Genomic DNA, 13323 nt, shown 5'->3' with positions numbered 1-13323 from the left:
AAAAGCCAAGGAGGGAACAAGATGGTCACAGACGTGCAGACCCTGTTCGGCGGGATGCTGGCCCAGGGGCGATTCGAGGGATCGCCCAACCGGCCCGGATACACCTTCCGCGCCCACGATGGCGGGCGGGCTTTTGCCCTGGATGAGCCCAGCGTATTCAAAAATCTTCTGCTGCTGGGCGGTCCCGGCAGCGGCAAGACCAACGCCATGAACCTCATTGTGGGGCAGGCCCGTGACTGGCAGCGGCGCGGGTCGGACAGCCACCCGGGTGTCAGCCTCATCTTTGATACCAAAGGGGATTACCTCAGCCATCCCGGCTTTTACCGTCCCGGCGATATCATCATTGCCAACGACCTGAAGCACCGCAGCCGCAGCGCCGTCTGGAACCTGTTCGGCGATATTCTCGCCGATGGGCCGGAGCCCTTTTCCTACGAGAGCAACGCCCGGGAGATCGCGGCTTCCTACTTCCGCGGACGGGGCAGCCAGACGCAGCCCTTCTTCTCCAACGCGGCCCGGGACATCTTTGCCTCGGCGCTGATCTACTTCATCCGCCGCTCCCATGACAACCCGCGCGTGTGGAAGGACAACCTCAACAACTGGTTCCTGCTACAGTTTCTCATGCGCAACAGCGCTCCCCAGATCCTCAAGTATTTCAGCATTTACCACGACATGCGCGGCCTGAGTTCCTACATCGGCGACGGTTCCAGCAACCAGGCCCTGGGCGTTATGGCCGAGCTGCGCAGCATGCTCTACGAGTGCTTCCAGGGCGTGTTTGCCCAGAAGGCCACCTCCCCCGCCCAGGAATTTTCCATCCGCAGCGCCATCCGCAACAAGCGCAACCAGGCCATTTTTGTGCTGTACGATCTGCAGGTGGGCGAGACCCTGGCCCCGAACTACCGCATGCTGATCGACCTGGCCCTGAAGGAAGCGCTGGGCAGCCATGCCAACGGCCGGGTCCACCTGTTCCTGGACGAGATGAAACTTCTGCCCCGGCTGCAGCACCTGGAAGACGCGCTGAATTTTGGCCGCAGCAAGCAGGTCAGCGTGGTGGCCGGCCTGCAGAGCATCAGCCAGGTGCGCTCGGCCTACGATGAGGACATCGCCCACAACATCCTGGCCGGGTTCGGGTCGGTGTTCACCTTCCACCTCAACGACGCGGAATCCCGCCAATATATTTCGGAACTCTACGGCCGCAACCAGATCGCCTTCCGCTACCAGAACGCCTCCGGCTCCCCGGTGGATCAGGAACGCCACGGCTACACCGTGGAAGACTGGGACCTGATGGCACTCAAACCCGGCCACGCGGTCATCGGTCTGGCATCCCAGCAGCTGCCTTTCCCCTTCCATTTTCAGCAGGATCCCGCCCTGCCCTGACAGTTTCCGGCACGATGCGGGCGTGCCCACCGAAAGAAGTTGATCTGCAATGGCTCATATCAATTACCACCGCAACGTCCGCTTTTACGGGCGGCTTCCTCTTTCCCAGGCGCTGCCCGCCGAAAACTGGCAGGCAAGTTTTGCCGCTTTCTGCGGCCGCATCGAACAGCGCCGGGAAGCGGGGCTGCAGGCGATCCGCCGCTGCATCGGCCGGGTGGGCATCATCCTGCTGCAGAACGATCCCCTGCTGGCCGAAGAGATCGAGGAGCTGCCGGAGGCGCTGCCCGCACCGGGCGGGGACCGGCAGGAGTCCGGCCGCGTCTACAGCATCAATCCTCCCGGCAGCCCTGTGCACTATCTGGCCCCCCTGTACGGCATGAACCATGAGGAAGTGCTCAATGCCATCATCCCCACCTCCGGCGACAACGACAGCCGCGCCGCTGTGGTGGCGGCGCGCGATGGCCTGAACGCCTATCTGCGTATCCTCGAGCTGCAGTTTCTGCGCAGTCGGGCCCGCAATCCCCGGTTTTCCGGCCATTCCCCCTACCGGCTGGACCTTCTGGAACAGCTGGTCGCCCTGTCCTACCAGGAACTGGACCGGCAGGTGCTCAACCAGCTGCCCGAGGCGGAGCGGCGCAGCATCCGGGAAACACTGTCCGCCGACGGCCGCATCCTGCTGGTGCGGGGCTGGGTCAACGACTTCACCAGCCTGATGTCCAGCGTGCTGTGGACCCGCCAGTCGGAGGCCCGCCACGGGACCATCGGCATCCGGGACGCCATGCTCCACTGCGGGCTTGTCAACATCTCGCTGCCCAATCCGTCCCCGGCGCTGCTGCGCTACCTGCTCTGCGAGCTCAACAGCCTGCGCACTGCCAACATTGATTTCCTGCTGGTGGCCGCCGAGACCTCCCTGGTGTCCTTTCCGCCGCTGTGCCAGCTGTTCACCGACCCCCACACCACCGCCCGCTACCGCACCGGCCTGCTGTCGGCAGACGCATCCTGCGTGCTGTCGCCCACCCAGGCGGACACCGCCCTGGGCAGCCTGCTCAGCCAGCATCACGAGGTCCTGGTCTTCCGCTGTGACAACGCCAACCAGGCGACCCCCTTTGCCGCTGCCCTGGGCAGCTACCAGCGCATCGTGCGGGAGCAGAGCACCGGCCGGAGCCGGCAGCCTTTCGCCTTCTTTTCCAGCCATGAAACCGGGGTTGCACAGCATGAAGTAACAGAGTACAATGTAACCATCAACGATTTGATCGGCCGGGAGGACGGCGCCGTCCTCTGCGGTGCGCTCTATCCCACCCCCCTGCTGATCGGACATGTCTTTCCCTGATCACTCCTGCCGAAGGAGGCTTCGCCTATGGCCTGTTATTACTGTCCCGACTGCAACTATCTCTATCGCCGCAAACGGGTGAGCTGCCCGTACTGCAGCGCCCCGCTGTCCCTGCATGCCGGCCCGGAAGAGGCACTGCAGGCCAAAGGCTACCGTGTGGCTCCCATCGACCAGAAGCTTGCCCCGGCAGGCGATGCCGCCGGCGGCACGGCGGCCGCCGAGACGGGCGGCTGGCCGGATCACATCGAAGGCTGGGACGACGACCCGGCCGTTCCCACCGGACGGACCGAGACTGAGCCGTACCGCACCGGCACCGTGCCGGAGCGGCACGCAGCGCCCCAGATCGAAATGCCGGAGGATCACGACTTTTTCGACGTTCCCGACCCCAGTATCCATGCCGGCAGCATTCCCGGCAGAAGAACCGACCCCAGCAGACCGGCCCGCCGCAGCGTCGGAGGGGGCGGATCCGGGCCGCGCCCCATCCGCGCCAACACCTTTCAGATGCCCGATATCTACATCAACTGGCAGCTGATCCTGCGGATCGGCTGCATCCTGTTCGTGGTGCTGTCCCTGATCGCCCTGTGGATCAACCGCTATGTGATCCTCAATGCGCTGTTCGAGTTCCTGATGGATCTGCTCGTGGCCCTTTCGCCCTTGCTGATCCTGCTGTTCATCCTCTGGTACTTTTTCTTCCGGCGGCGGTGAGCGCAGCCGGAACGGCCGGAGAGGGTGATTTGCCCCACACTGACGGCGCAGGGAAGGCGGCTGCCCACACTCCCCACCTCCACAAAGAAAAAATCCCCCGGACAGATTTTGTCCGGGGGATTTTTTTGGTTATGAAAGGGACGTGGCCATGGTCCGTCTGACCCGGCCGCATCTGTATTCACAGATAGCTCTTGCGGCGGAAGCCCTTGCCGGCGGCATTATTGCACTGGGAGGTGTTGTGGAGCCACGAACGCAGTTCCTGCTCCGCCCACTGGTAGATCTGGGTCTGCAGCGGGACGAACGCCACACTGTAATGGGGTTTGCCGTTCTCCCGGTGCTGGATACGCCCGGTGATGTCATCCACGAGCTTCATGTAATTAAAGGTTTCCTTGTCGCTCCGGCGCAGGCTGAGCAGCGTCTTTTTCCACCACCAGTTGATGGGGGCGTCCCAGTTCCGGCGCATCTGGTCGTTCATGGTGCGGGGCAGGTACAGCAGGGAGATCTCCGCCTTCCAGGGCGCTTGCTCCGGGTCCTCCCCGTGGGCTTCAGCCAGATCGGCCAGCCAGTCGTACAGGTCCTCGGCGCTGCGGAGGATGGATTTCTGGAACCGCAGCCAGACATTTTCGTCGGTGTACTCTTCCATTCCCTTGAGCACCCCATCCGCCTTCAGTTCCGGGTCGCAGTGGATCTCCAGGTAGTTGCGCAGCAGGGAGATGTCCTTCCCGGACACCGCCATGGGCCAGAGATAGGAATAGTGACAGAAGAACTGGCGGGCATAGTTGATGAATGCCAGGAATCCGGCCAGCTCTTTCCGCTTTTCCGTGTCGGCCAGTTCCAGCAGGATATCCAGGGTGCCCGGGGTGCTGCCGCTCTTGTCCCGTCCCGTCCGGGACGCGTTTTTCATGGTCGCGTTGAAACAGACCGCGTACAGCTGGTTCAGCTGACTGCCCAGGAACTGTGCCTCCTGGCCGGGGAGGACGAGGACCTGGTCATCCCGGGGGCCGATCTCCACATTGCCCGGTATGTCGATGAACAGGTCCACGCCGGTCTTCTGGTAAAAGATCCGGCACAGGTCCAGCAGAGATTCCCGCCGGCAGAGCCGGGGCACCGGGAACATCGTTCCTGCCGGCGGCTGGGGACGGGCCAGGTTCTGCTGCCGCTGCTGCATCCGTTCTTCCCGCTGCTGTTTATGGTTCCGGCCTTTTTTGACTTTTGTTTCCATTGCTCAGCCCTCCCTTGTGACAGGAGCGGCCAGGGGACCTTCCCGGTTGAAGCGGATGCCGAAAACGTAGTTGTTGCCGCTGGTCTGGCCCACGTCCAGAACGGCTTCCGCCACATAGATGTATTTGTGGATCAGCTGCTGGGACACCTGCAGGTGTTCCTGTTTGGTCACCTGGGAAAGGTTGGGTTCCAGCACGTCGTTGATCTTGCCGGATTTTTCGTCCAGGTCCACGGTGCAGCGCACCCGGACGGGCTTGCCGTTGGACCAGCACAGCAGCAGGTAGCTGGTGCTGTAGCGGCCGTTGCGGGGCATCCGCAGGTGACCGGCGCAGGCGCGGAACATTTCCGGCTGGCGGCGCCGCTGCACGTCCCAGCTGTCCCGGCTGTTCACCCACCGGAGCACCGCCCGCAGATAATACAGGAAGAAGTCGTTGGCATAGCCAGCCCCCTGCTCACAGTAGTTGTTGCAGACCTGCTCAATGGTTTTCCAGTAGGGCTGGTTCAGGCAGACCGGTGCGGTGTCGGTGTAGGGGAAGAAGTTGGTCTCGGCCATCCACTTGGCCCGCACATAGTATTCCTGCAGCCGCAGGTGGTTGTCCATATAGCCGGTGAAGATATCCTGGCAGCCCGTGGCCGGCCTGCCGTCCGGCAGGCGCAGGAGGGGTTCCTCCCCGTCGGGCTGCCGGCCTTCCATCACATCCACGATGTGCCGGACCAGCTGCTGCTCCTGGGGGGACAGGGTGCTGGAATCCTCTTCCTTGCGGAATTCCAGCGAGCGCAGGTACAGGTTGTCCTTGAGCCAGTTGGTCCGGTCCGCCTCCGGTGCCTGATCCGGCAGGGATTCATGCCACAGGGAGGTGATCCGGTTGGTCCACCAGCTGCCCGGGTCCGTCTGGTACAGGTTCAGGTCCTGCTGTTTGTAGTACTGGTTGGCGCCGGCCTCCCACTGGGTCCCCTGGCTGAGTTTGCGCCAGGTGTCCAGGATCTCGTTGATCTTGCTCAGCTGGCTGTTCTTCTGGTCGTCGATGAGGGCGCCCAGGTCCATCAGGCCGAAGAGGATATACTGCCAGTAGAAGTTCATATGATCGGCCAGCGGGCGCAGATCCTGCGGCTTCTGCTGCCAGTAGACCCGCGCGGTGGCCACCAGCATGTCATTATAGATGTTGACGATATGCCGGTTGCCGTATTCGTCGGTGATGGCCGCCAGGGGGAACAGCTTGCTGCGGATCACATCCTCCACTTCCTGCATGAGCTGTTCGCCATATTCCAGGCGCTGCTCCACCAGAAGGCGCTCCTCCTCCGGCAGGTTTCCCACAAAGGGCGCATGGGGGCAGTAGATGAAGCGGCGGTTGCAGCACCATTCGGTATACAGCTGGATCTGCTGCCGCGGGCTCACCTGCACATGTTCCTTTTCGATGAGCCGGATGGCCTTTTCCAGGATCTGGTAGACCTCCAGCTGTCTGTCATAATGTTCGGCGTCCATGGGCCAGCCTTCCCGCATGGCGGTCTCGCAGCTCTCATCCCAGTCATAGTGGCGCAGCAGGAAGGCCGCCTTCTGCAGGGCCGCCACATTTTCCGACCCGTGCCGGACCAGGTTCTGGGCGATGTAGGGATGCCACCAGGCGGCCACCGTCTCCCCCTCGGCATTGGGGCCGAAACAGTCGGCCAGGTGCAGGGCCTCGTAGGCAAACTCGTTGTTGCCCTCGTTCAGCCGCCCGTTCTTCAGCACGCTGCACAGGATCTCCACGGCCACCTGGTCCCGCAGCGCCGCACCGCCCTGACCGCGGTAGCAGTAGATGGTGCGTTTGGCCATGCCCAGGACGGCCCCCTCGGACACCACCGCCGCCTGTCGGGCGTCCTCCTCGGTCTCCAGCTGGCGGGGGTATTTGGATTTCAGGAACATGCGGGCTTCCAGGGCGGAGCGGTACCGCAGCACCCAGGTGGAGGAATCCTCGCCGTCCCAGTAGATCATGGGGCTGTAATCCAGCAGGGCGTTGAGCAGGTCCTGCCAGCGGCCCAGATTGCCCAGAGGCTCATGGAACCGCTCCCGGTACAGGTCTTCCATGACCCGGAAGACCAGCTCGAAATGCAGGGACTGCCGCCAGGAACCGGCCACCGCCAGGATGTCGTCCAGCAGGCCGGCGCAGCGGGTGATGCGTTCCCGCATGGCGTCCGAGTCCCAGTCGCAGTCGTAGGCTTTCAGGGCTGTGACCAGGGCGCCGTCATGGCGGGCCTCCTCCAGTTCTTCCAGGTTGTGGTCCAGCGCTTTCTGCAGGGCGATCCGGGCGGCCTGGTTCTCCCGGATGGGGCCCTGGGCCAGACGCTGGGAAATGTCCTCGTTGACGCCGTGGAACAGGTGGCTCAGAACACTCAGCAGGGTGTTTTCCTCCGTGGTGTTCCGCTGCCGGCGGCCGCCGGCGCTGTCCTCCGGCAGCAGGGCCTTGCGGAACTGGACGATGGCCAGCCCCAGGTTCTGGTGCAGCTTTGCAAACAGATTTTCCTGCTCGGTGGTGGAAAGTTCCGGCGCCAGGACGACCTCGTCCTCAAAGGCGCTGTTGCTGCTGCGGGGTTTGGCGTAGGCGCTGCCCACCAGCAGGAACTCCACCGAGCGCTGCAGCTGACGGCGCAGGCGATAGTAGATGCCCCGGGCTTCGGACTCATAGAAGCCGCCGTCCCAGATCACCAGCACCCGCTTGCGGTTGAACCGTCGGGCGCTCATGGCCTTGGTCAGCCATTCCAGGATAAAGGTGGCCAGACGGGCATAGACGCCGTCGTCCCCCTCCTCGTCCCGGGGAAGGGCGGACGGCCCCAGGTAGATGGTGGGATAGTTCACCGAAACGTCCAGGGCCAGCCGGCCCAGCATCACCGTCTTGCCGCTGCAGGCCGGACCCTTGAGCAGCAGGAAATCCGTGCGCTGTCCGCTGACCCGCAGGGATTTCTGGACCTTGTCCCGCAAAAGGGCGTACTGGTCCCGCTCAAAGTAGCAGTTGTCGAAATCATCCCACACCGGAACATTGCCGTCCTGCGCCAGGAAGGCGGTCATCTGGGTCTCCCGGTCCATGGGCAGGGCGCTGCTCTGGGGCGTGGGCTCCAGGGGAAGCAGGCTGGCCTTGCTGGCAAAGGGCATTTTTTCCCATTCCTTCACCGGAATGGTGATGTCCAGCGGGTGTTCCCGTCCCTGCACCGGCATCAGATGGAGATGATAGAAATCCTCGCCCAGCTGGGGGAGTTCGGCCGGTTCGGCCTCCTCCGGGAACAGGTCGGCCAGGTGGCCGTCCAGGAAGAGGATCCGGGAGAGCAGCCGGCGCTTGGTCCGGTCGATGCTGGCAAAGGCCCGTCCGGCCGCCGCCTCATCCATGCCGAAGCAGAGCACCTGGATCTGGTCCCGGCCGTCGTCGTACATCAGTCCCTGCATGATGCGGATCAGGTCCTCGGCGCCGAACCAGTCCCCGGTGGGGTCCCAGCCGTCCAGCACCAGATACCCGCTGTACGGGATGGCCCGACGCAGGGCTTCGGCCAGGGTGGTGGTGGCCCTGCCCTCCGATTCCCACACCAGATCCGGCTCCTCAAAGCTCAGGTTCAGCCCTTCGCCCGGGGTGAACATCTGCAGCAGGGACAGGGAGGTGGCCCGGAAGGTCTGGGGCAGGGGCACGTTGGTGTGCAGCACCGTCTTTTTGGGCGAGAAGGGGCTGTTGGGGATGGTCCGCAGCATGGTCTCCGGGGCGGTGGTGGCCACCAGCCGCCAGCCGGCGCGCAGCATCCGGTTGGTGCGTTCCATGGCCGGCGCGGCTTCCCGCTTCAGGGCCTCGCAGGCCTGGTCCGTGATGGGCTCCCAGGCCTTGCACTGTTCGGGAGAGAGAGGGGCAAACTCCGTTTCCCCGTACAGCAGCTTCTTTTTGGCTGCGATCTGCTTCCACAGCTGGGTATAGTCCTGCGCGGCCGAATCCGCTCCGGGTGCCAGTTCCCGTCCGGCCGCCTGCAGGAAGTACTCCTTGCCGAAGCAGGCCGTCTGGTATTTCTGGCCCAGGACCAGGACAGAGGCGTTGGTGCGCAGGGAGTCCCGGAACTCGGCAGCGCTCATTTCCAGCGATGCCTGCAGCTGTTCTTCCAGGCGGTTTTCCGGAAGATCCTGTTCCATAATCCATGACCCCTTTCTGGTGTGATGATTTATGCCTATTATACTGCCGCCTTTCCCATCGGACAAGATGTGCGGCCCATCCGAGGGATTTTTTCGTTCTGCGGCGCGGGGGAGCGGCTTTACCGAAAATTCACCTGGCTTTTACGGTTTTGTGGTGGAGGGAAAAACCGCGGCGCGCTACAATACAGATGGTTTCCCGGAAGGGACCGAAATGACCGAAGGGAGTATGACCGATATGAACCATACGCAAACCGACCTGAAAACCCCTGCCCGGAAAGGACGGTATCTTGCGTGGGGGGCGATCCTGACGGCGCTGGTCTGCGGCGGGGGCCTGTGGGTGCGGTTCGGCGAAGGGGAGATCGCCGGTTCCATTGCCTGCACCCTGCTGGCCGCCGCCGTGCTGACCCTGAGCCTGGTGCTGGCCCTGGCCGCCGGACCCCGGCGCCGCTGACCGCCTTTTTCGGGGGGAATTTTTCTTTCGTTCTTTACACCGCACCGGGTCTGTGATATAATAATAATGTAGCCAGCTTGAAGAACGAGTTGTGCGCTGACAATGTAATTGTAATTCATTGAGACGAATGTTGCTTACTCTGTCCACGGGACAGGTGTAACCATTCGTCTTTTTTTCGTTCTTCAAGGAGGTTTTGCCCTATGGTGTTTGTGCTGAAAACCGAATATGACAGCCGTCAGCTGGCCTGCCAGCTCTCCCCCCGTCCCGAGATCAAGGCCAAGAAGGGACGCAAAGGCCGTCCGCCCCTGACCCCGGAACTGCATGTTCCCTGTCCGTTCCTGTCCGAATCCCTGGTGTACGGCGTCTGCCGCTGCATCAGCAAGAGTCCCCGCCTGACGGCGCAGCTGGTTCCCCTGAGTTATCGTCTCCGGTTTGCCCGGAGCAAGCAGCAGGTCCGTCCCCGCTTCTGGTTTGTCCTGCGTCCCTGCCATCTGGGCTGGGACGCCCCGGGCGTCTGCCTGTATGTGCAGGTGTCGGTCAGCGCCCCGGGGGTCACGGTGGACCGCATCGTGGTGCAGAGCCGGTTCGCCCCGGCTCCCCTCTCTCCCCGCCGATAAAAAGAAAAGGAGCCCCCCGGTCCCGCCGCCTTCCGGCGGTGGCCGGGGGGCTCCGCCATTGCCGGGACCCGGGCCGTATAACAGGAAACACCGACAGAACCGGCCCCGCGGTTGACAAATATCCCCTTTGCAGGGTATGCTTGAGGCAGCTGTAAGGCCTTACATCCTCATTCCGGGACGGCGGCGCCGTCCCCATCTGTGCGGCGGAGTGTTGCTTCATGAATATCTACGACATTGCCCGGGAGGCCGGTGTGTCCATTGCCACCGTTTCCCGGGTGCTCAACAACAAAGGTACGGTCAGCCCCGCCACCCGGGCCCGGGTGGAACAGGTGCTGGCGGCCAACCATTACACCCCCAGCGCCATTGCCCGGGGCATGGTGAGCAAATCCCTGCGGACGGTGGCGGTGCTCACCGTGGACATCCGGGTTCCCCACTATGCCCGCACGGCCTATACCATCGAGCGGGAATTCAGCCGCCGGGGGTATGAGGTCATCCTGTGCAACACCGGCGGCGACCGGGAGGAAGCCCTGCGGTATCTGCGCGCCGTGGCCCGGAAACAGGTGGACGGCATCGTGCTGGTGGGGTCGGTGTTCAACACCATCTGCCGCGGCGCCGAGATGACCGCCCTGCTGGGCAAGGTCCCGGTGGTGCTGGCCAACGGGGCCCTGCCGCTGCCCAACGCCTGCTCGGTGCTGGTGGACGATGGCCGGGGCATCGGGCTGGCGGTGGAGCATCTGCTTGCCCGGGGCCGCCGCGCCCTGTTTTACCTCAAGGACAAATCCACCGACAGCGCCGACCGGAAGCGGGACGGTTTTGTGCAGGCCCTGGAACAGGCCGGCCTGGACCCGGCCGGCCGGGTCCTGGAGATCGGGGACACGCTGGAGGACGGCATGGCCGCGGCCCGCCACATCCTGGAAAGCGGCCAGCCCTGCGACGGCATCGTCTGCGGGGAGGACCTGATCGCCGCCGGGGTGCTGAAGACCCTGCTGCGGGCCCGCATCCCGGTGCCGGAGCGCATCGCCGTGACCGGCTACAACCATTCCGACTACGCCCGCCTGTGTGAGCCGGTGCTGACCACGGTGGACAATAAAGGGGACCAGGTGGCCCTGCTCTGCGTGCAGCTGCTGGAAAGCAGCATGGAACAGGGCGGCCCCGGCACCTCGGTGACGGTGCAGCCCGAGCTGGTACCGGGCCGCACCAGCTGAACAGACCGCCTTCCTGCGGCGCCGCTGCCGGCGCCGTTTTTCCGGTGGCGGAATGTAAGCGGTTTCTTTTCCCTGCCGTTCCGCCCCCACAAGACCGGTCCCTGGTTTTTGTGAAAATCTCCGAATTTTCCTTCTTTCCCCTGCCGCGGCTTGACTTATGCGGCGCAGGTGCTATAATCGGGTTGTAAGAAAGCGCTTACAATTTCCCGGAAGAATTTTCGCTGAAAAAAGGAGATGCCCCCATGAAACGTGTGCCCTATGAAACCATGGTGTCCCAGTTTGCCCGCGTGCTGGAAAAGAAAGGATTCACCCCCGATGACGCCCGGGATGCCGCTGTCATCTTTGCCCAGAACAGTCTGGCCGGGGTGTACAGCCATGGCCTGAACCGGTTTCCCCGGGTGGTGAGCTACCTGGACAAGGGCGAGATCGACCCCGCCGCCCGGGCCACCTGTGTGGCCGCGTTCGGTTCCATGGAGCGCTGGGACGGGCACCGGGGCTTCGGGCCGCTGAACGCCAAACGTGCCATGGACCGCGCCTGTGCCCTGGCCAAGGCCAACGGCGTGGGGGTGGTGGCCCTGGGCAACAACAACCACTGGATGCGGGGCGGCACCTACGGCTGGCTGGCGGCGGACCAGGGCTGTGTGGGCATCTGCTGGTCCAACACCATGCCCAACATGCCCGCCTGGGGCGGCAAGGACCGGAAGATCGGCAACAATCCCCTGGTCATGGCCATTCCCCGCTCCAACGGGGAGCACGCCGTGCTGGACTGCGCCGTGAGCCAGTTCAGCTACGGCAAGATCGAGGACTGCCGCCTGCGGGGGGTCAAGCTGCCGGTTCCCGGCGGCTACAACGAGGCCGGAGAGCTGACCAACGACCCCGCCGAGATCGAAAAGACCTGGCGGGTGCTGCCCATGGGCTACTGGAAGGGCAGCGGCCTTTCCATCGCCCTGGACCTTATCGCCACCGTGCTGACCAACGGCAACTCGGTGCAGCAGATCGGCACCTTCGGGGATGAGGTGGGCCTGTCCCAGGTGATGATCGCCATTGACCCCGGCCGCTTCAACACCCGGGAGCAGACCGACGCCCTGGTGGACGCCATCCTGGCGGATGTGAAGAGCAGCGAACCGGTGCGGGAAGGCGGCGAGGTCTTTTATCCCGGGGAGCTGGCCCTGAAGAGCATCCGGGAAAACCGGGAACTGGGCGTGCCGGTCATTGAGGAGATCTGGCAGTCGGTGCTGGATATGTGATACAGGGCGGGGATCCTGCGCGGCGGGATACCCCGCCTTTTTTCGGACCTGTTCCGTGATATATTACAAAAAAATAACAAAATTTCCAGTTTATTCACAAACCCGCCGGGGCGCCCATGGTACAATGGCCCAAAATCAACGCGGGCCGGCCGGTCCGCGCAAGGAGGCTTTCATGCGTACTTCATCCCCCGCCCTGAACCACTTGTGGCTGAGCCTGCTGGGCTACAGCATCCTCTTCGGCCTGCTCCACCGCTGGGTCCTGCCCCGGCTGGGGCTGCCGGAAGGCGCCGTGCTGCTCCTGTGCGGGGTCCTGGCCTCGGCGGTGCCCCTGGTCTGGGCCGCCGCCGACGGCATGCCCTCGCCGCCACGGCCTGCGGTGCGTCCCCGGGCGGAGAGTCTGGTGTTTCTCCTGAGTCTGGCCATTGCCGGCAACCTGGTGCTCTCCCTGCTGTCGCCCCGGCTGGAACTGCTCTGGAAGCCGCTGGGCCTGACCGCCCTGCCCGCCCCCGGCGGCGATGAGTCCCTGACCCTGCCGGTGGCACTGTACATCTGCGCGGTGGGACCGCTGCTGGAAGAGCTGGTCTTCCGGGGGGTCCTGATGCGCCGCCTGGGTCCCGCCGGGGCCCGGACGGCGGTGCTGGTCTCCGCCCTCTGCTTCGGTCTGGTCCACCACGACCTGTACCAGGGCCTTTCGGCGTTCTGGTGCGGGCTGGTCTACGGCTGGGCCGCCCTGCGGTACGGGCTGGGGGTCTCGGTGGGGCTGCACATGGCGGGCAACACGGTGGCCGTGGTCCTTCAGCTGCTGCAGGGCGCCGGCACGGCGGGGGCCCTGGCCTCCCTGCTGCTGGTGGGGGTGCCCCTGGTCCTGGCAGCGGCGGGCGGCCTGCGCCGGCTGCGGCGGCGGGCCCCTGACCGGGAACCACAGACGGCCGCCGGCCGCCTGCAGGTATGGCGCCAGCCCCTGCTGTGGGTCCTGCTGGCCTTTGACACCGTCTACCTGGTCCTGGCCTCCTTCCGCCCCCTGTGACCCTGCCT

General features: G+C 64.2%; 10 protein-coding genes. 8 read left to right on the top strand and 2 right to left on the bottom strand.

What is annotated here, in order from left to right; genetic code table 11:
• Positions 1 to 21: 21 nt before the first annotated feature.
• Genes AC127K_RS08075 through AC127K_RS08065 form a run of 3 tightly spaced genes read left to right on the top strand, consistent with a single transcriptional unit; the run spans position 22 to position 3409 of the window.
• Positions 22 to 1374: a type IV secretory system conjugative DNA transfer family protein gene (locus AC127K_RS08075; RefSeq protein WP_483720159.1), complete on the top strand. Its 1353-nt coding sequence runs from the start codon at positions 22 to 24 to the stop codon at positions 1372 to 1374.
• Between the two features lie 49 nt (positions 1375 to 1423).
• On the top strand, positions 1424 to 2704 hold the full coding sequence (locus tag AC127K_RS08070; RefSeq protein WP_483720158.1) for a hypothetical protein: 1281 nt from the start codon (positions 1424 to 1426) through the stop codon (positions 2702 to 2704).
• 27 nt (positions 2705 to 2731) lie between these two features.
• Complete coding sequence (locus AC127K_RS08065) at positions 2732 to 3409, top strand: hypothetical protein (RefSeq protein ID WP_483720157.1); 678 nt, start codon at positions 2732 to 2734, stop codon at positions 3407 to 3409.
• 178 nt (positions 3410 to 3587) lie between these two features.
• On the opposite strand, the gene AC127K_RS08060 is transcribed toward AC127K_RS08065, so the two are convergent.
• On the bottom strand, positions 3588 to 4631 hold the full coding sequence (locus tag AC127K_RS08060) for a hypothetical protein (RefSeq protein WP_483720156.1): 1044 nt from the start codon (positions 4629 to 4631) through the stop codon (positions 3588 to 3590).
• Between the two features lie 3 nt (positions 4632 to 4634).
• Positions 4635 to 8768 carry a hypothetical protein gene (locus AC127K_RS08055; RefSeq protein ID WP_483720155.1) on the bottom strand — a complete coding sequence of 1378 codons (4134 nt, stop codon included), beginning with the start codon at positions 8766 to 8768 and terminating at the stop codon, positions 4635 to 4637.
• A gap of 235 nt (positions 8769 to 9003) precedes the next feature.
• On the opposite strand from AC127K_RS08055, the gene AC127K_RS08050 reads away from it, so the two are divergent.
• From AC127K_RS08050 to AC127K_RS08030, 5 genes are all read left to right on the top strand, one after another.
• A complete protein-coding gene (locus AC127K_RS08050; protein ID WP_483720154.1) occupies positions 9004 to 9219 on the top strand; it encodes a hypothetical protein in 216 nt (71 codons plus the stop codon).
• Positions 9220 to 9419: 200 nt separating this feature from the next.
• The gene (locus AC127K_RS08045) at positions 9420 to 9836 is read left to right on the top strand and encodes a hypothetical protein (protein WP_294540978.1); all 417 of its coding nucleotides are present in this window, start codon (positions 9420 to 9422) and stop codon (positions 9834 to 9836) included.
• Between the two features lie 218 nt (positions 9837 to 10054).
• Positions 10055 to 11041 (top strand): LacI family DNA-binding transcriptional regulator, encoded by a 987-nt coding sequence (locus AC127K_RS08040; RefSeq protein WP_483720153.1) that lies wholly within the window; start codon positions 10055 to 10057, stop codon positions 11039 to 11041.
• 242 nt (positions 11042 to 11283) lie between these two features.
• Positions 11284 to 12288, top strand: coding sequence for a 3-dehydro-L-gulonate 2-dehydrogenase (gene yiaK / locus AC127K_RS08035; RefSeq protein WP_294540982.1), 1005 nt, complete (start codon positions 11284 to 11286; stop codon positions 12286 to 12288).
• A 172-nt stretch (positions 12289 to 12460) separates the two neighbouring features.
• Entirely contained in the window at positions 12461 to 13315 is an 855-nt protein-coding gene (locus AC127K_RS08030) for a lysostaphin resistance A-like protein (RefSeq protein WP_483720152.1), read from the top strand.
• Positions 13316 to 13323: the final 8 nt, after the last annotated feature.

The sequence above is a fragment of the Subdoligranulum sp. DSM 23681 genome (assembly GCF_057005535.1).
The sequence above is the reverse complement of the archived record's forward strand: the minus strand, read 5'-3'. Positions and strand labels throughout refer to the sequence as shown.

Excerpts from the sequence above, each read along its gene's own strand:
- AC127K_RS08075 (WP_483720159.1), top strand. The coding sequence starts at position 22 with ATGGTCACAGACGTGCAGACCCTGTTCGGCGGGATGCTGGCCCAGGGG.
- AC127K_RS08070 (WP_483720158.1), top strand. The coding sequence starts at position 1,424 with ATGGCTCATATCAATTACCACCGCAACGTCCGCTTTTACGGGCGGCTT.
- AC127K_RS08065 (WP_483720157.1), top strand. The coding sequence starts at position 2,732 with ATGGCCTGTTATTACTGTCCCGACTGCAACTATCTCTATCGCCGCAAA.
- AC127K_RS08060 (WP_483720156.1), bottom strand. The coding sequence starts at position 4,631 with ATGGAAACAAAAGTCAAAAAAGGCCGGAACCATAAACAGCAGCGGGAA.
- AC127K_RS08055 (WP_483720155.1), bottom strand. The coding sequence starts at position 8,768 with ATGGAACAGGATCTTCCGGAAAACCGCCTGGAAGAACAGCTGCAGGCA.
- AC127K_RS08050 (WP_483720154.1), top strand. The coding sequence starts at position 9,004 with ATGAACCATACGCAAACCGACCTGAAAACCCCTGCCCGGAAAGGACGG.
- AC127K_RS08045 (WP_294540978.1), top strand. The coding sequence starts at position 9,420 with ATGGTGTTTGTGCTGAAAACCGAATATGACAGCCGTCAGCTGGCCTGC.
- AC127K_RS08040 (WP_483720153.1), top strand. The coding sequence starts at position 10,055 with ATGAATATCTACGACATTGCCCGGGAGGCCGGTGTGTCCATTGCCACC.
- yiaK (WP_294540982.1), top strand. The coding sequence starts at position 11,284 with ATGAAACGTGTGCCCTATGAAACCATGGTGTCCCAGTTTGCCCGCGTG.
- AC127K_RS08030 (WP_483720152.1), top strand. The coding sequence starts at position 12,461 with ATGCGTACTTCATCCCCCGCCCTGAACCACTTGTGGCTGAGCCTGCTG.